Here is a 17,502-nt window from a genome sequence, read left to right as displayed (position 1 = left end):
TCGTACCTATCTATTCAAAGAATCAAATTCTGCAAATAACTGATCGCTGTCTGGAAACTCACCCGTTTCCAGCTTGGAATACAATTTCGTTCCATTTACGGTGACTTCGAATGCCCCGCCAGAACTCGGAATCAAATCAAGAGAAGTCACGTCTGAACGAAAGTGATTGAATAACTGTTCCGCGAAACTCGCGGCCTTTGGAGCGTAGTTTCACTGCATGCAAAATTCAACGGATACTTTGTAACTCATTACAATTCCTCCTTAGAATGATGTTAATTCCTTCTAAATTAACATTACCTTACCTTCGTTTTCTGAATTATTTTCATTCTAGTATATTATTTCTCAAATCGCAAAAAAGATGTTTATACTATGGAGAGGAGGTGCTTTCATTGAGTAAGCAAGAAAAGATTCGTTTAACAACCTTATCTTCCAAAGGTGGCTGAGGATGCAAAATCGGTCCTGAAGACCTGGCGCAAGTTTTGCGTCAATTACCAGAACGTGAAAAAGATCCAAATCTATTGGTCGGTATAGATACTTCTGACGATGCTGGCGTGTACAAGCTGACAGATGATCTCGCCATCATCCAAACGGTCGATTTCTTTACCCCGATTGTCGACGATCCATATCAATTTGGACAAATTGCAGCAGCAAATTCACTAAGTGATGTATACGCAATGGGGGGTCAACCGACGACAGTATTGAACATACTCGGATTCCCTATCAAGTCACTCGGTCCTGACATTTTAGCTGAAATCCTTAAAGGGGCAGCTGATAAAGTACAAGAATCTGGTGCTGTCATCGCAGGAGGGCACTCCATTGACGATAACGAGCCGAAATTCGGTTTATCCGTCACAGGTGTCGTCCATCCAGAAAAAATCTTCAAAAATGTCGGTTCCAAGCCAGGGGATGTACTTGTCTTGACGAAACCGATCGGAGTCGGTATCCAGACGACGGCCATCAAAAAGGAAGGGTTGACTGAAGAACAGCTCGAGCGTGTCTCAACTGTTATGGCGACCTTGAATAAAACAGCAGCAGAGCAACTAAAGGATTTCCATCCAACTGCCGTAACAGACGTAACAGGATTCGGATTGCTAGGTCATGCTTCTGAAATGGCGAAGGGTAGCAATGTTTCAATGGAAGTGCGTTTGAACGATGTACCGGTCCTTGATGGAACGATGGAGCTTGCTGAATCCGGCTTCGTTCCTGGTGGTACGAAAGCCAACCATCGTTGGATTGCAGAAGATGTTCAATATGAGGGATTATCTGAACTGGAGCAATGGCTGTTATGCGATGCCGTAACGTCCGGTGGTCTGTTGATCAGCATGCCAGCAGAAGAAGCTGAACAATACGTACAGCTGATGAAAGAACATGGTGTACCTGAAACATCCATCATCGGTTCTGTTTCTGAAAAGAAAGACTTCTATTTATATGCAAAGAAATAGCAAAAAGAGTGATCCAGTTGGATCACTCTTTCTTATTCGTAGATCGTTTCAAGCAATTCTTCTGTCAATCGTTCAGGTTTTCCATCGAAAATCAGTTTACCGTCTTTCAAGGCGAGTACTCTCGTCGCATATTTCTTCGCGAGATTTACATCATGGACGTTGATGAGCGTCAACAATTGATGCTTTTCGTGAATCCTCTTCAGGAGTTGGAAGATTCGGTTAGCGGTACCTGGATCGAGACTGGCCACAGGTTCATCCCCGAGAAACACTTTCGGTCTTTGCAGCAACGCGCGTGCAATCGCAACCCTCTGCTTCTGTCCACCGCTTAGATGTTCCACCCGTTTGTTCGCATGGAGGCTCAATTCGACCGCATCAATCGCTTTATTAGCTTGCTCCCTTTCCTTTTGATTGAAATAGCCTATCAAGCTCAACATGTCATTCCTTTTCCCGAAAGTTCCAGTCAGCACATTTTGCATGACCGACAATCTCGGTATCAAATTGAAGTGCTGGAAGATCATGCCCATGTTCGTCCGGACTCCCCTGAGTTTTTTCTCTTTATAGGCTGTAATGTCGTTCCCTTCAAAGAGGACATGACCTTCTGTCGGGATCTGCAAACCATTCAAACAACGGATCATCGTCGACTTTCCCGCTCCACTTTTACCAAGTACACAGATGAATTCTCCGGTTTCCATCGTGAGAGACAAATCTTCAATCGCAAAGTGATCGGCCCCTGGATATTCCACGCTTATATTTTGCAGTTCAATGATCGCTTTATTCTCCATCAGATCACCGCTTCCCTGATTTTACTGCCGGCAAAGTCGACGAGAATGACCATGATCATGATCAACAAGACATCGACCGCGACAGACTGATATTGGAAGGTTTTGAAATGATTGAACAATTGCTGTCCGATTCCTCCACCACCAATAAATCCGAGAATGAGCGATGTCCGAATAGCGACCTCAAACCGGTAAAAGTAATGAGATAAGACATTCGGCCAAATTTGCGGGATGATTGCAAACAAGTTGGCAAGCCACCTGCTTGCACCTACGGATTTCATCGCTTCTTGCGGTCCGACATCCGCTGCTTCAATCAATTCAGAGATCAACTTACCTAACACTCCGATATTATGAAGAATGATGGCAATGACTGCAGGGAAAGGTCCCAATCCGAGTGCAGTCAGCAAAATCAGACCGAATACGATTTCAGGAACAGATCTCAAGAAGCTTAATCCGATCCGAAAAGCGCCGTATAAAAAAGGAGAACGGCTCGTATTTCGAGCCGCTACGAATGCAAGTGGCAATGCAACGACAAGTCCAAGGAAACTGCCCAGAAACGCCATCGCCATTGTATCGAGACTTTCCATGATCATTCTTGGAATGATTTCGGTTTCAATCGGGTACCAGCCTGAAAGGAATTCGATCATGTTCCGGAAATCCCGGAACTTGGACAGATCGAACTCCATCGCTCTCATACTGATCAGTACTATTATCGATATTAATAGGGTTGTGAAGATGTGACGGCGTTTAAACCAGGCCATGTGATCCTACTCCTTAATGACTCCTTGCTTGATAGCTGCTTGTCGAATGCTTTCATAATCTTCGTTCGAAGCTTTGGTAAAACCAGATGCACCAAATGCATCTAAAATTTCTTTATCGTCGATGTTGACGAAGATATCTTGTAGCTGTTTGACCGTTTCGTCATCCATCTCTTTATTGACAGCCCAAGGGTATTGGAAAAGCTTATCGGATTTCCAAATCACTTTCAGTTGGCTTTCATCGATTTTTCCAGACTCGATCAGCTGATCATAGATCGCACTATCTATCGCACCAGCATCAACTTGCTTGTTTTGAACAGCTAACGCAGTGGCATCGTGAGAACCTGTATATCGTACCGTATTGAATTCATGTTCGTTCTCATCTGTAAAAACGCCACGATCTCCAAGTTCAATGCTCGGTATGAGTGACCCTGAAGTGGAATTCGGATCACCGAACGCAAAGTCATACTTTTTACTCTCTTTCAGGAAGTCTTCTAATGAGTCAAATGCGTTGTCTTTATGGGTGATGATATAGGAATGATAGAACGGTTCTCCATCCACCAACTGAGTGATGATGGCTTCTGCTCCACTCTTTTCATGAGCAATGACATACGTCAACGGTCCGAAAAATGCCATATCGATCTTATCGAAGTTCATCGCTTCGACAACCCCGTTATAATCCGGATATGTATCAATTTTCACTTCACGGTCCATCTTTTCTTCAAGTAAGCTTTCCAGCTTTTCCATCGCCCCTTGCATTTCCCCTTCTGTCTGAGCCGGGATGACTCCGATTGTCAATTCTTCTTTCTGTTCACCGGAATCTTCTTTCGTCTTATCTGCTCCTCCACATGCTGCTAATACGAACAGCATGAAAATCGCGATAATTGGCATGAATACTTTTTTCATTTTCGTTCACCTCGTTATTTGTTGATAAATTTCTTTAAAGTGTTGAATCTCTTTCTGAATGGAAAATTCACGATTCATCATGGATCTTCCATTATTGGCAAACTGGTCATACAGGCTTCTGTTTTCCATCAATCGAATGAACATCTCATCAAAGGAGTCTGGTTCTTTATAAATAAATCCATTCTCTCCGTGACGTATGAGACTTTCATTCCCTGCGTTAGAACGAGCGATGACCGGCACACCGTGATACATCGCTTCCATCAGCGCGATCGGTTGACCTTCTGATATGGACGTATTCAGGATCATATCCGCCCACTGATATACATACGCCATTTGCTCTAGCGGCAGACTTCCAATGTAATGAAACCACTCGTTTTTTTGTTCGAATTTTTTCACCTGGCCTAAGATTTCAAGATCCAAAGCTTCCCCAACAATCATGAATTGAAGATCCGGGTACATTTCTTTCAGCCCTGCAATCCGATCCATGATATGGAAAACATCCTTTACTTCTCTCAAACCTGCGGGTAATAAAAGGTGTGGTCCCTTCCCTTCAGGGAGGTCCACATCGGGTTCTTCGTGACGCTTAGGGATGTAGACGCTTTGTGGGATGACATGCACCTTCTGTTCCAGTTCAGGATAAACAGACATGACCTTTTGAGCAGCTTCATCGGTAAAAACAGTGATGGCTTCTGCTTCTGCTAATAAACGCCGTGATATCGGGTCTTCCATCTGCTCATTCACGTCCGTGCCTCCAGAAGTAATTACATAAGGCTTTGTCAGCTTGATGTCCTTCGAATCCATCCATGAGGAAAATCGACTGAAGTGAAGGATATGATAAAGGTCGCAAGATTCCATCCTCTTAAGATCCTGATCCGACCATTTTTCTTCCTCAAAAGCGAACATTTCAACTTGATACCCCTCGTCACATAAACCGGCAGCAATTCTTCTAGCTGTTGTGGTATTTCCACGATTCGAATGGAGATAAGGCGTCCAGAAGCCGATTTTATTTACTTTTTTCGGGTTTGAGATAGGGTTCAAGTTTATGTTTCACCCACTTCCGTTGATCATCAATTCTTGTTGTCAAACCGAGTGCGTCCAGCTTTTCTAAAAATAGAATACAGTACTTACGTGACAGATCGAGAATACCTTTAGCATCCTGTACAGTGAATAAATCGCCACCCGTACCGTCATACAAGTTTTTCAAAGCATGGTCGAAAACTTCCTGGTGGATGAATGTGCCATCCTCGAGTGTTACAGCTCGGTTCGTTTCAAGTAAATATCTTTCAAACTCAGGTAACAGGGAGTCTGGTATTTCTTGGTCACGAACCATTTCAGCTAAACCTTCATGCTTAATCCCAGCATAGCGCAGCTGTTCAACAACGTTGCTCATCCTTTTTGCCCATTGTTTCGGGAATGTAGGTTGATGCTCGGCTCTTTTCAAGTACGGTCCATTCTTAATCATAACCTTTTCATCGAGACATCGCGTAATCGCATGCTCAATAAGCAAAGTCGGATAAGATACTTTGAACTCTTGAACCACTTCTGCTTTTCCTGGACCTAATCGCATTGGGTACATCTGATGGAACTTAGAAAGATGTTCGATTAATTGTTCGGAAGCGCGCTCTAGTTCAGCTTTCAAGGCTACTTTATCTGGTTCAAGGTTGACGACCTCTCCGCTTTCCTTCATTTCTGATAGAGTATCTGCCGTCTCCTCTTCTGTAGCCCCAATTGATTCACTCAACTTAAGGATTGATGCAACCTTCATTGATTGGAGAGAATCGATCATTCTATCAAATAAGGAACCTTCCATTTTTTGTTGAAGCATTTCAATCGTCTTCGTTCCGAATCGATATTTGGCACCGAATGGATCTAAAACCCATCCACCACCGATTGTTTCAACAGGCGAAGGCCTTCTGATGATGAATCGATCTCCTCTTAGAACCGCTATCGGTTCATCTAATCTCAACTGACAGAGGATGCTTTCCTGTGATCCCTCACTCAGCTCATTCCGATCGAAATAAACGAGTGTTCCCATCACCTCTGAAGTTCCCGTATGCAATTTGACTCGTGAACGTTGTTTCAATTTGTACTCCAACTGCTCACGGACATGAAGGACGAGATCGACAGTAGTGGATGGACTGAGAGAGGTGTTCGAAGTCAAGGTGTCTCCTCTTGATATCTCGTTTGAAGATACTCCTCCTAGGTTGATTGCAGCACGTTGACCAGCTATGGCGACCTCAACCGTTTCCTTATGTACTTGAATTTGACGAACCCGAACAGGTGCTTTACCCGGTAGAAGGAAAAGCTCATCACCCGTATTGACTGTCCCTTCGAAAACGGTTCCTCTAACGATTGCGCCTTTCCCTTTCAACGTGAATGCCTGATCAATCGGCATTCTGAATTTGGCAACCGGATTCCTCTGCTCGACTTCAGGCAAACGTTCGAGTATACCATCTTTCAGATCATCAATCCCTTGACCAGATACACTGTCCACGAAGAACATCGGGACCTCACCGAATATCGTGCCGGAAAATTCACTCCGGATGTCTTCTTCAACAAGATCGAGCAGTTCTTGTTCCACTTTATTGGATTTCGTTACCGCGATGACAGCGTTTTCGACTCCTAAATAATTCAAGATCAGAGCGTGCTCTCTCGTTTGAGGCATTACGCCCTCATCCGCAGCAACGACCAGAATGACAAAATCGATGCCGGCAACGCCCGCAATCATTTGCCGGATGAATTTCTCATGCCCTGGTACATCTATGATGGAAACTTGATACCCATCCCCTAGATCAAACGGGGCATAGCCTAATTCTATTGAGATGCTCCGCTCTTTTTCTTCCTTCAACCGATCAGTGTCTACGTTCGTCAACGCTTTCGTCAGCGTCGTTTTTCCGTGATCGATGTGTCCGGCCATTCCAATTGTATAATAGTTGGTAGACATGCGTTTCACCTACTGTTTTCTGTATCATTTTCTACTTTATCTACTGTTATGGTAAGAAGCAACAAATCGGCTTACTCCGTTCCTTTTTTCCTTTCAATATACCGATAGATCGTCGCTCGGCTCAATCCGGTTTCCTCTACAATCTCACGCATCGTATGTTCTTCCGATTGATACATCTCAAACGCTTTTTCCTTCATGGATCGACTCGCTTCATTCCTGCCTAGTTTGACACCTTTCTCTCTGGCATTTTCAATACCTAGCTTGATTCTTTCACTATGTAACTCCCGCTCGAAATCTGCGAATATATCGATCCAACTATAAATATCGTTCCCATGATCCGTGGTCGTATTGATGTTTTGGGTGATTGAAACGATATCAATCTCTCTGACTTTCAAGTCATCAATGATTTGCTGAAGTTCTTGAATGCTTCGAGCTAAACGGTCCAACTTCAAAACGACTACGATGTCGCCCTCTCTTGCATATTCCAACATCGCATTCAAACCATCTTTATACGTATTTTTAGTTGTCTTATCATCGGTAAAGATTTTCTTGCAACCAAATTCTTTCAAAGCGTCAACCTGTTCTTCAAGTGCATCACTACCAGCTGCTACCCTTGCATAACCAAGTTTCGCCAATCTACTTTGCTCCTTTCTTAAAACCAACCTTTTACTCTATGATATATCAAAAACATGATGTTTCATAATTATATCTCATTAAGTTTGTTGAGACGTGTTTGTGAGACGATGGTATTATTGGGTCTTAAGTCCTAGTTTCGTTTCAAAAAGGAGTGTTTTTGATTCTGGCGTTAGAACGGTGGATAACTGTGGGTAACCGGGGATAACTTTGTAGCATGTTTGTAACATTGAAAATAGATTCAAAATGCTAATTTTTTGAGAAGATTGAAAAACAGTGGAAAACTCCAGATCATTGTGGATAATTTCAATTTCATCTTTTGGGTGTTGGATTTTGTAATAAAATCCTATCGTTTTGAGATGAAGGGAAAAATCGTGGATAACTCTCTGGATTGGGGATAACATTGTTACGCGTATATTACAACGGCATATTTCGACACGCTTTTCCATCATAATATAAATGGGCCTATTCTTCAATAGAAATTTAAAAAGCACTCTATATTTAGATCCAAACGTACGGATCCTACATACAGAATGCTTTGTAGTGAGTAGAACACCTATTAAATTGTAGAATATTGTTGTATGTTGACTATAGTCTTCAACAAAATTTGTCACATGAGCTGTGATGTTTGATATTTTGTCGAAACCGATATATAATGAAATCCTGAAATAACATGGGGCTGGCTGCGGTTCTGGTGTCCGCCTAGGTCTTCAAAACCTCTCGGGAGGCGCGTGCCGTCTCCGGTGGGTTCGATTCCCACACAGTCCCGCCATTTTTAATTTCAGTTATTTTGTTCGAGTTTCAAATGCATTTTTAAACTTCTTCAATTGATCTCCGTCCGACTTCTTTATTGCCACCTGGATCAATGGTGACAATAACTTCATCAAACCTGACGCCTCACAATTAGCATTTAAAGTCATCTTCGTTCCATTGTTTTCTTTTCTGAATGAATAAATGTAATCTGCCCGAAATTTTCCTTGTTGAGAAGTTAAAGTCACGGTATCCATCGGTCTATACTTTGTAATGGTCGTCGATAATGGCTTGCCACGGGATTCGAATACATAACTTGTCCCCTCCTCTACTCCACCTGAGCTAACCTTATCCAAAGACGAAATTCCATTCATCCAGGATGGACCATTTTCCTCTAGGTTGATAAAGTATTCCCACACTTCTTCCAAATCTGCGTTTACTGTCATTGTACATGTAAAAATTCTATTCATATGTAAGCTCCTTTATGAAGTCCCTTGTCTGATAGATGATATGGTACCACTTCATTCTATAGCTTTTATGTGTGGCCCTTCAACAAAGAATGAACCGTTTATGTAGAAAGTAGCTGGAAAAGCTACTTTCATTTATTTTAGCTCGGTGGTGTGAAGTTGTTGAGTGCATTGTATGCCTGGTTCATAATCGCTCTCATACTATCTAGGAATTCTTCATTTGCAATCGATAATGAGACGATATCACGGCAATCAATGATCGTCGTAATTTCTTCCCGAAAGACTTCTTCTGTAAAAGTCGCACAACACGTCTTTTTATCAAAGCATAAGAATCTTCCTTTGATCGATGATTTAATTCCACCTGCTTTCGTCCTTACGAAAACCGGTGTACCCGTATCCAATTTAGAAAGCTGATCGCATACACACGTGTCGCACTTATCTTTCTTTGAATTTTTCCAATCGTTGCAGTGATGTTCGAACAAACTCATCTTTTCATCCCTCCCCCACTCAGACGTACTACATCATATGTCTATATATGTTGAATTGAGTGGGACAATAACCATACGAGAGGACTTGTATTCATTACATCACTCTACTTTGTTTACATAATTTTGTTATGGTAATCTAATGTTATGACGACGGAGTCCTATGTCTTGATAATCAGACTTGATTTGCTTTTTTAAGAGCTAGTATAATGGGGAAAGAAACGTAACGTTAGACTGAGGTGGCTTTATGTTAGAAGGTTGGTTCGGGTGGTTCATCGTTTTATGGACCCTTTTCTTGATATCCATGTTTGCGATAGGCGGATACTTCATGTTCCGGAAGTTCTTAAAACGAATGCCAAAAGAAGATGGAATGTCCATCCTGGATTGGCAAGACCATTATATAAAAGAAACAAGACACATGTGGACTCCTCAACAGTCCGCTCTGCTCGAGGAACTTGTCGAACCCGTTCCGGAACTGTTCAGAGATGTCGCCCGAGATAAAATTGCAGGTAAAATCGGCGAATTGGCAATTGAGGAAAAACGAAAAACGATTGATCAGGATCTGATCATCCGCGGTTACATCATTGCTACACCTAAACGTGACCACAAATTCTTGATCAAAAAGTTGAATCAAAAAAATATCGACCTACAACCCTATCAGAAGTTGTTAGGCTAAAACGAAAGGTTGACCGTAACGGTCAACCTTTTCTTCATTCTGTAATTGTTTGAAGCTTCTTGAATTTAAAATACATCGCTATCCGCCAAGGAGCAATCATACCGAAAGCTAAAATAAAGAATAGTCCGCTTGTTTCTTCAATGGATATCTGTTGCCCTAGATAGAGCTTCAGTACAATTCTGAACAACAACAATCCAATCAGAATGAAAACGAATGCCTTGGACCGTCTCAAATAAATTTCATCTGATCGCTTTTCGAAAGAGGATGTGCGGATGAGCAGCAATGAGAACAATGCTCCTACAAGAAGAGCTTCCAGAGCTTCATCCAAATTGACCCTTGCTGGAGGGTACAAAAACATAAGGAATCCCGTTGACATGAACAACGGGGGTAAGATGATTTTCTTGATGGATGCAGGCTTCCGTGCAGCCCGCATTCTGATGAAAAGTGCTACACTTGCCATCACAATCGCAATGATTGTACTCGCTACTACCAACACTTCATTTACTTCCCTTCCTGCACATTTCCTTGATCCCGATCTTCTGCGATTGTCAAGATAATCGTCATCGTAACTCCGATTACCGTCAAATACACACCAAGGTCGAAAAACATTGCAGTGGCAAGCTCCGTCTTCCCTAACAACGGCAGTTTGAAATAACCGAATGTATGACTAAGGAATGGTTGATTAAAGACGAAAGAACCAATTCCAGTTAAGAATGCTACCATCAAACCTACAGCAATAAAATATCGGAAATTGACTTTCAGCACTTTGTTCATCGTTTTCAAACCAAATGAGATATACAAAAGTATGAATGCTCCAGCTGCCATCAAGCCACCAATGAATCCTCCGCCGGGTGCGTTGTGACCTGCAAGGAATAAATTGACGGAAAACGCAAGTATGACGAAGACGATGATAGCTGAGGTCGTTTTTAAAATAATATCATTAGATTGCATCGTCTCGAACCCTTTCTATCACTATGTATTTTTCTTTTACCCTATTTAACGATATAACAAAATGGGATTATAGGTCAAATTGATGTAAAAGAGGATGTTCTACGAAACATCCTCCACTATAATCGAATAATCAGAATCCATAAAAGCCATTGAAGAAACGATTGGATAAGAAGGATGTCAGTGTCGACATCCAATCAAAATAAAGGAATACTCCCATGAAGATCATCAAATAACCACCTACCAACATGACTCTTCTGCTGTATTTCTTGATCCAGGTCATTCGCCCGATAAAGAAAGACATGATGAAGAATGGTAATGAAAATCCGATGACGTACGCAACCATATAGAACATCGCTTGTCCTGGATTGGTTGTTGCCATGTAGATGACCGCTCCTAAAATCGGTCCTGTGCATGGCGTCCATCCAGCAGCGAATCCCATTCCGATTGCAGAAGAACCCAGATATCCTGTCGGTCTCCTCTGAAATTTGAATTTCCTTTCTTTCATAAGAAATTCAGGTTTGAATACTCCGATCAGGACAAGTCCGAATATCACGACTAATATCGCACCAATCTCACGGATCAAATCTTTATATTGGAAGAAGAAGGTGCCAAACCAGGAGGTACTCATCCCTAAAACGATGAAGATCGTTGAAAATCCAATCAAGAAAAAGGTGGTATGTAATAAAGCCCTTTTCCGTAGTATGCCTCTTTCCTCTTTCAATTCATGCACGGACATTCCTGTAATGTACGATAAGAATGCCGGGTACAATGGTAAACAACATGGCGAAATGAAGGACAGAAATCCCGCACCGAATGCCAAGAACAAATTCACATCTGCTGCCAACGGTTTCAACTCCCCCTAATACCGACTCTACTCTCTTTCATATCTTTCAGTTTACTCGGTAGAGTTGACGGCTTCAACTTGGACACCCAGATATTCTTCAAGTGTCATATTTTGTTCATGAATTCGCTCGGCATGGACTTTCCCAACAAAACGTAAATGCCATGGTTCATATTGATAGCCTGTGATTTCTTCCATACCTTTTGGATAGCGGATAATAAAGCCATATCGATGGGCATTTTCCTTCACCCATTGCCCAGCCTCAGTCTCTCCGAATTCCTCGATGAGTTTGAATTCAACCGCCGGTGACGTCACATCGAGTGCTAGTCCGCTCTGATGTTCACTTTGACCTGGATACGCACTGAACTTGTTCGCTTCTTCTTCTCCTACCCTTTCAGCATTAGAAGTAAAGATCGCTTCTTGCCGATCATACGAACGGTAACCGGATTGTGCAAACAGTGGTATTCCATCTTTTTCAGCCTGGCTGAACATCTCTTCCGCCGCAGAGGCAGCTATTTTCTTCAATTGTTTTTTCGGTAAATTTTCCGTAAATGGAAAAGGGACATTCGGTATGACGAGGTCTTCCGGTTCATAGTCAGCTGGTAAACTACGTTCTTTATTGACGAGAACAAGTGGATCATCAACATTGGTGACGACTTTCTTTCCATCTGCTGTCACCGTCACCGTGTCTTCTAAAGAAGGTAGATCAGGCTCATCTGTCTGTTTGTCATCTTGACCATCCGACTGATCATCCGATCCTTCATGATCCCTGGATTCATCCTGATCATTGTTGGATGGATCTTTCTGTTGTTCATCTGGTTGTTCACTGACGGAGGGTTCTTCCTTTTCAAACGGATTCGGTATAGAAGAACACCCTCCCAATATCAAAGTTAAACTTGTCAGTCCTATGATGGCCTTATTTTGTTTCATTTTTTCACACCTTTATCATTCTGAAGTTCGTTATTTCGGATGAACGGGAGCAAATTCCACAAGAAAAGCAGACTGATCACCAAGAGGATCAATTTTCCGATCCAGTTCCATTCCATTACTTGTTGGACGGCTAAAGCTTCTATTAATAATGCTGGAATCTTCCCTATTGTACTTGCAAAAACAAAGGTCAAAACAGAAACGACCCCGATCGCTGCAAAGAAGGTGACGATTCCGGATGGCATGAATGGCATCAGCCTTAGCGTCAAAATGAATTGGAATGCTCTCCATCCACTTAAATTCATTAGTGGTTCAACCCTTTTATATTTTTGCAGTTTATCTCTAGTAAATCTGCGAAAACCTTTCCTATAGATAAGAAAGGCGACATAAGCACCAATCGATTCGCCAACAATGGAAAGAGTTGTCCCGCCCAAAAATCCGAAAAAGTAGATATTTGCTGCTGTGAGAAAATAACTAGGAAGGAAACCAGAAACCGCAATTAAGATATTGATGAGTAAGCTTATGGCGATTGCCACCTCGGCATTTTCCCGAAACAATGTCAATACCGTTTCTCCCATATGTATGCCTCACATTCTACATGATTCGTCTCTTATGATGTCTTTGCGTACCCGCTAGAATTACAAATCACGTACGTTCTTGAATTGTTCATAATCTTGAAGGATTTCCCTGACTTTTGCTAAACCTTCTCCCAAGTCCTCCATATGGACATGGGTCGGCGATGTGACGTACTGATCCGCAGTAAATTGATATCTCGGATCATAATAATGTTCAAGTAAGACGCGGACAACATTTTCATACTGATGCTTTTGGAAATCATTCATAAGATCATGAAACAATTCTGGCTTCATTCTTTTCTTTAATCTCTGTAGTGCCTCACCTAAGTGGTCATGATGATCTTCAGGTTTATAAGTGGCACAGATCGCCTGAACCCTTTTTTCAAATGGATAATGGATATGGATTCTTTTCCCGTAGGCTTTACCACTTAAAATCCAATCGGGAATAATCACTTTACCGATCCGTTTGCTTTCCGATTCAATCAAATAGTAATCTGTCTCACCAATATCTGAAAGTCTATCGTAGAGGTTACGGTCAAAGGCTTTTTGTGATTGTGCTTCGGTGCCGACCTGCCCGAAGATAGAACCTCTATGCCCTGCCATTTCCTCAAGGTTCAACACAGGATAACCTTCTATTGAGAGCCTTTCTAGTATATCCGTTTTCCTGGAACCGGTCAGTCCCTCCAAGACGACAAAAGGTACTTGGTTTTGGTGATAAAAACGTAAGCCTGAAACGATCTTTTGCCGATATGCGCGTATTCCGCCTTGTAATTGGTAACACGGTAGCCCCATTAATGACATGACGGTTGCAAAACTACTACTACGCATACCTCCACGAGCGCAATAGACGAGAATGGGCTTTTCTATAGAATGATGAATGTCCTTCAAACGGCTAACCATCTCAACAAGTTTCGGAGACACGATGGAAAGACCGAGCATTTTCGCTTCCTCTTTCCCGACTTGTTTATACATCGTACCGACTTTAGCCCTCTCCTCATTTGAGAATATCGGTACATTGATCGCCCCATTGATATGGAATTCTCTAAATTCTGATGGAGATCGTACATCTATGATATGAAAATCATTCCATTCAACGGATTCAACTGAAACAACTTGAACGTTATCCATTTCCATCAAGTCCTTTTCTTCATTCATCTTAAAGTTCAAGATGATGTGTAATGAGTCTAATTGGCATACAGCTCATTATACTATAATGTAAAAAAAGCACTCAACCAAGTGAGTGCTTGTCCACCATCTATTTCATCTGTTTTTGCATTGCTTGCATCATCTGATTGATTTTCTTTTGGGATGGTTTTTGTCCCATTTGCATCATCATTACGCGTAACATATTTTCGTTAATAGGTGGATTTTTCTTAAGATAACTCATCATGTATTTGCGGGCGATAAAAAAGCCAATCGCTACACCGACGAGTAGTGCGATTAAGCCCACAACGACTAACATCCAATCCATGTTCATATTTCTCCCTTCTCGTTGTCTAGAACTAGTGTACTATAAATTCCGATCTGAACTCAATATATGTAAACGAAATTTCTTTGACGTTTTGACTCAAATGAAGTGGGCTTGTTTAACAGGACTTAACCACCCGATGCTATTCCCTTCGATATCCACTGCAACAAATGTTTTGTCGACTTTTCTCAAGTGCTCGAACATGAGTGTCTCCGCATCGAAATTACCAGTAGAGATCAGTGTCAATTGGTGATCCAGCTTCCTAAGAACAGCCTTACTTACATCAGAATAAATGATAAGCATTTGTTCATCCTTCTTCAAGTTGAAACCTTTTGAAGTGGAATCTACCTTTTTCAATTCATAGTTAAACACGAAGCTAGGAATTGCTTTCGTAATATAGGCGAGCTGCCTTTCTATAATATTCCTTAAACTTGGTACTGGATTAACAGCTTCTACGAAAAATTGATACAAAACCTGTTCCCGCCCAAAATAATAGTACGCTACTTCATCTTCGAGTAAAAAGATCTCATATTTCCGCACAATCCATCACCTCGGCATACCATACTTATCCAGTCAGTATACCAAAAATATCCTGTAAGCGCTGTCATTATATGTAGAATTAAATGGCGTCTTTTGTCGAAAGAATTTTCGATCTGAACTTTTTGAAGTAAAAAGGATTGACCCTTACCGGGTCAATCCAAAAATCATTAATTATTTAACATCGCTTTTACTTTCGCTACGACATTTTCTACTGTGAATCCGTATTCCTTCATGACTCGATCACCAGGAGCTGATGCTCCGAAACGATCAATACCGAGGACTTGTCCTTCATCTCCAGTATATTTATGCCAACCATGCGTTGCACCCATTTCAATTGCAAGACGTTTCTTCACAGCTTTAGGGATGACACTCTCTTTGTAATCCTGTGGTTGTTCTTCAAAACGGTCCCAAGAAGGCATGCTGACAACCGAAGCCTTGATCCCTTCTTTTTCGAGCTCCTCTTTCGCTCCCACTGCAAGGGAAACTTCGGAACCGGATGCAAGGAGCATCACATCTGCAGGTCCCTCGTGTGCTGGAGATACGACATAAGCACCTTTACGGACACCTTCTTCGTTCGTGCCTTCCAATGTTGGAAGACCTTGACGAGTAAGAACAAGTGCAGTCGGCTTCGACTCACTTTCTAGAGCAAGTTTCCAAGCTGCAACCGTTTCATTTCCATCAGCTGGACGGATGATACCGAGATTCGGCATGGCCCGAAGTGAAGAAAGTTGTTCGACCGGTTCGTGTGTCGGTCCATCTTCACCAACTGCGATGGAGTCATGTGTCAGTACATATGTGACTGGTAGACCCATTAGTGCAGAAAGACGCATTGCAGGACGAAGGTAATCTGAGAAGACGAAGAATGTTCCTCCGTAAACTTTCAAACCGCCATGTAACTGCATTCCATTCAACGCTGCAGCCATAGCGAATTCACGTACACCGAACCAGATATTGCGTCCGCTGTAGTCATTACGAGAAAACGTTCCTTTATCTTTCATCATCGTTTTGTTCGAACCAGCTAAATCAGCAGAACCTCCAAAGAAATGAGGTACACTGTTTGCGATTGCATTCAATGTTTCTCCAGAAGATGCACGTGTTGCAAGCTTATCCTCACCTGCTTTGTATTGAGGAAGCTCATTTTCCCAGCCTTCAGGAAGTTTACCATTGATCGCATCCGTCAATTGGCTTGCAAGTTCTGGATACGCTTCTTCATAGGACTTGTATAGGTCATTCCATTCTTGTTCCTTTTTAGCACCATCTTCTTTCAATTGTCGGAAGTGCTCTTGGACTTCTGCTGGAACATGGAAGTCTTCTTCAAATGTCCACTTGTAGGATTCTTTTGTCATCTTCACTTCATCTGTACCAAGTGGAGCACCGTGTGAGGCTGATTTTCCAGACTTGTTAGGTGAACCGTGACCGATGACGGTCTTCACTTCGATCAATGTCGGTTGATCAGTGTTTGCTTTCGCTTCAGCAATCGCTTTGTCCAACGTATCCAAGTCTGTTCCATCTTCCACAAACAGTACTTGCCAACCATATGCTTCGAAACGTTTTTGAACGTCTTCAGAGAAGGACATGTGAAGGTCCCCATCCAAAGAGATATCGTTGGAATCATACATGACAATCAGACGACCGAGCCGTAGATGACCTGCAAGTGAAGCAGCTTCAGAAGAAACACCTTCCATCAAATCTCCATCACCACAAATGCTGTATGTGTAATGATCGACAACATTGTAGTTTTCACGATTGTATGTAGCAGCAAGGTGTCTTTCAGCCATCGCCATACCTACAGACATTGCAACACCTTGTCCTAATGGACCAGTCGTTGCTTCAACACCGGGCGTATCTCCATACTCTGGATGACCTGGTGTTTTACTTTCCCATTGACGGAAGTTCTTCAGATCTTCCATAGATACATCGTACCCGAAAAGATGTAGCAGGCTATATAAAAGCATAGAACCGTGGCCAGCCGATAATACGAAACGATCACGGTTGAACCAATCTGGATTGGATGGGTTATGATTCATATGCTTACTCCATAATTGATAAGCCATTGGAGCCGCACCCATCGGCATTCCCGGATGTCCAGAGTTCGCTTTTTCGACACTATCAATTGATAATGTACGGATTGTGTTTATTGATAATTGCTCAATAGATGTTGACACGACGATTCATCCTTTCTTGTTACACCCTTATTCTATCATTCCTTTCTCATGATATACCCTCTTGTTAAAATTCACAAGGCAGATCTATAATAGTCGAAAAATTGTAATTCGTGCATGTTTTCTTGGCTTTTAATAAAGGGATTCCAGTGTTGTTTTGCACATCTCCCTCTTTATCATTCAAGAGGAATTGAAGGT

The 17,502-nt window shown here is 42.1% G+C and carries 19 protein-coding genes, 1 tRNA gene and 1 pseudogene; 3 read left to right on the top strand and 18 right to left on the bottom strand.

What is annotated here, in order from left to right; genetic code table 11:
• Positions 1–6 precede the first annotated feature (6 nt).
• Positions 7–198, bottom strand: a pseudogene (locus ACSVDE_RS06170) (Rdx family protein); the annotation flags it as partial.
• Between the two features lie 191 nt (positions 199–389).
• On the opposite strand from ACSVDE_RS06170, the gene selD reads away from it, so the two are divergent.
• A complete protein-coding gene (gene selD / locus ACSVDE_RS06165) occupies positions 390–1,442 on the top strand; it encodes a selenide, water dikinase SelD (RefSeq protein WP_439300057.1) in 1,053 nt (350 codons plus the stop codon).
• 32 nt (positions 1,443–1,474) lie between these two features.
• On the opposite strand, the gene phnC is transcribed toward selD, so the two are convergent.
• The 6 genes from phnC to ACSVDE_RS06135 all read right to left on the bottom strand — a co-directional run bounded on the left by phnC (position 1,475) and on the right by ACSVDE_RS06135 (position 7,464).
• The gene (gene phnC, locus ACSVDE_RS06160; RefSeq protein WP_439300056.1) at positions 1,475–2,224 is read right to left on the bottom strand and encodes a phosphonate ABC transporter ATP-binding protein; all 750 of its coding nucleotides are present in this window, start codon (positions 2,222–2,224) and stop codon (positions 1,475–1,477) included.
• Positions 2,224–2,982 (bottom strand): phosphonate ABC transporter, permease protein PhnE, encoded by a 759-nt coding sequence (gene phnE, locus ACSVDE_RS06155; RefSeq protein ID WP_439300055.1) that lies wholly within the window; start codon positions 2,980–2,982, stop codon positions 2,224–2,226. Before phnE ends, phnC begins: the two co-directional genes overlap by 1 nt.
• Positions 2,983–2,988: 6 nt before the next feature.
• Positions 2,989–3,885 (bottom strand): phosphate/phosphite/phosphonate ABC transporter substrate-binding protein, encoded by an 897-nt coding sequence (gene phnD, locus ACSVDE_RS06150; RefSeq protein WP_439300054.1) that lies wholly within the window; start codon positions 3,883–3,885, stop codon positions 2,989–2,991.
• A 6-nt stretch (positions 3,886–3,891) separates the two neighbouring features.
• Complete coding sequence (locus ACSVDE_RS06145; RefSeq protein ID WP_439300053.1) at positions 3,892–4,923, bottom strand: glycosyltransferase family 4 protein; 1,032 nt, start codon at positions 4,921–4,923, stop codon at positions 3,892–3,894.
• Positions 4,889–6,829: a selenocysteine-specific translation elongation factor gene (gene selB / locus ACSVDE_RS06140; protein WP_439300052.1), complete on the bottom strand. Its 1,941-nt coding sequence runs from the start codon at positions 6,827–6,829 to the stop codon at positions 4,889–4,891. Before selB ends, ACSVDE_RS06145 begins: the two co-directional genes overlap by 35 nt.
• A gap of 71 nt (positions 6,830–6,900) precedes the next feature.
• Positions 6,901–7,464 carry a recombinase family protein gene (locus tag ACSVDE_RS06135; RefSeq protein ID WP_439300051.1) on the bottom strand — a complete coding sequence of 188 codons (564 nt, stop codon included), beginning with the start codon at positions 7,462–7,464 and terminating at the stop codon, positions 6,901–6,903.
• A gap of 673 nt (positions 7,465–8,137) precedes the next feature.
• Here ACSVDE_RS06135 and ACSVDE_RS06130 point away from each other — a divergent pair.
• Positions 8,138–8,234: transfer RNA gene (locus ACSVDE_RS06130), tRNA-Sec, on the top strand.
• Between the two features lie 13 nt (positions 8,235–8,247).
• On the opposite strand, the gene ACSVDE_RS06125 is transcribed toward ACSVDE_RS06130, so the two are convergent.
• Together ACSVDE_RS06125 and ACSVDE_RS06120 are read right to left on the bottom strand one after the other, a co-directional pair.
• Positions 8,248–8,682, bottom strand: a complete 435-nt coding sequence (locus tag ACSVDE_RS06125; protein WP_439300050.1) for an SRPBCC family protein — start codon at positions 8,680–8,682, stop codon at positions 8,248–8,250.
• 137 nt (positions 8,683–8,819) lie between these two features.
• Entirely contained in the window at positions 8,820–9,167 is a 348-nt protein-coding gene (locus ACSVDE_RS06120) for a hypothetical protein (protein ID WP_439300049.1), read from the bottom strand.
• A 244-nt stretch (positions 9,168–9,411) separates the two neighbouring features.
• Here ACSVDE_RS06120 and ACSVDE_RS06115 point away from each other — a divergent pair, with 244 nt between their 5' ends.
• Positions 9,412–9,840 carry a DUF2621 domain-containing protein gene (locus tag ACSVDE_RS06115; protein ID WP_439300048.1) on the top strand — a complete coding sequence of 143 codons (429 nt, stop codon included), beginning with the start codon at positions 9,412–9,414 and terminating at the stop codon, positions 9,838–9,840.
• Positions 9,841–9,874: 34 nt separating this feature from the next.
• Here the strand turns inward: ACSVDE_RS06115 and ACSVDE_RS06110 are convergent, their stop codons facing one another.
• From ACSVDE_RS06110 to tkt, 9 genes are all read right to left on the bottom strand, one after another.
• Positions 9,875–10,333, bottom strand: a complete 459-nt coding sequence (locus ACSVDE_RS06110) for a CcdC family protein (protein ID WP_439301940.1) — start codon at positions 10,331–10,333, stop codon at positions 9,875–9,877.
• A gap of 8 nt (positions 10,334–10,341) precedes the next feature.
• Positions 10,342–10,791 (bottom strand): Na(+)/H(+) antiporter subunit B, encoded by a 450-nt coding sequence (locus tag ACSVDE_RS06105; protein WP_439300047.1) that lies wholly within the window; start codon positions 10,789–10,791, stop codon positions 10,342–10,344.
• A 130-nt stretch (positions 10,792–10,921) separates the two neighbouring features.
• Positions 10,922–11,635, bottom strand: a complete 714-nt coding sequence (locus ACSVDE_RS06100; protein WP_439300046.1) for a cytochrome c biogenesis CcdA family protein — start codon at positions 11,633–11,635, stop codon at positions 10,922–10,924.
• Positions 11,636–11,686: 51 nt separating this feature from the next.
• Positions 11,687–12,562, bottom strand: a complete 876-nt coding sequence (locus ACSVDE_RS06095; protein ID WP_439300045.1) for a M15 family metallopeptidase — start codon at positions 12,560–12,562, stop codon at positions 11,687–11,689.
• The gene (locus ACSVDE_RS06090; RefSeq protein ID WP_439300044.1) at positions 12,559–13,137 is read right to left on the bottom strand and encodes a TVP38/TMEM64 family protein; all 579 of its coding nucleotides are present in this window, start codon (positions 13,135–13,137) and stop codon (positions 12,559–12,561) included. Before ACSVDE_RS06090 ends, ACSVDE_RS06095 begins: the two co-directional genes overlap by 4 nt.
• 60 nt (positions 13,138–13,197) lie before the next feature.
• Positions 13,198–14,262 carry a tRNA 2-selenouridine(34) synthase MnmH gene (gene mnmH, locus ACSVDE_RS06085; protein WP_439300043.1) on the bottom strand — a complete coding sequence of 355 codons (1,065 nt, stop codon included), beginning with the start codon at positions 14,260–14,262 and terminating at the stop codon, positions 13,198–13,200.
• Between the two features lie 127 nt (positions 14,263–14,389).
• Positions 14,390–14,605 (bottom strand): YneF family protein, encoded by a 216-nt coding sequence (locus ACSVDE_RS06080; RefSeq protein ID WP_226550219.1) that lies wholly within the window; start codon positions 14,603–14,605, stop codon positions 14,390–14,392.
• 96 nt (positions 14,606–14,701) lie between these two features.
• Positions 14,702–15,142 (bottom strand): sporulation inhibitor of replication protein SirA, encoded by a 441-nt coding sequence (sirA, locus tag ACSVDE_RS06075; protein WP_439300042.1) that lies wholly within the window; start codon positions 15,140–15,142, stop codon positions 14,702–14,704.
• A 167-nt stretch (positions 15,143–15,309) separates the two neighbouring features.
• Positions 15,310–17,307 carry a transketolase gene (gene tkt / locus ACSVDE_RS06070; protein ID WP_439300041.1) on the bottom strand — a complete coding sequence of 666 codons (1,998 nt, stop codon included), beginning with the start codon at positions 17,305–17,307 and terminating at the stop codon, positions 15,310–15,312.
• Positions 17,308–17,502 lie beyond the last annotated feature (195 nt).

It is taken from the genome of Pseudalkalibacillus sp. Hm43 (assembly GCF_051842935.1).
GTDB lineage: Bacteria > Bacillota > Bacilli > Bacillales > Fictibacillaceae > Pseudalkalibacillus.
This window is presented reverse-complemented; position numbering and strand designations above follow the sequence as displayed.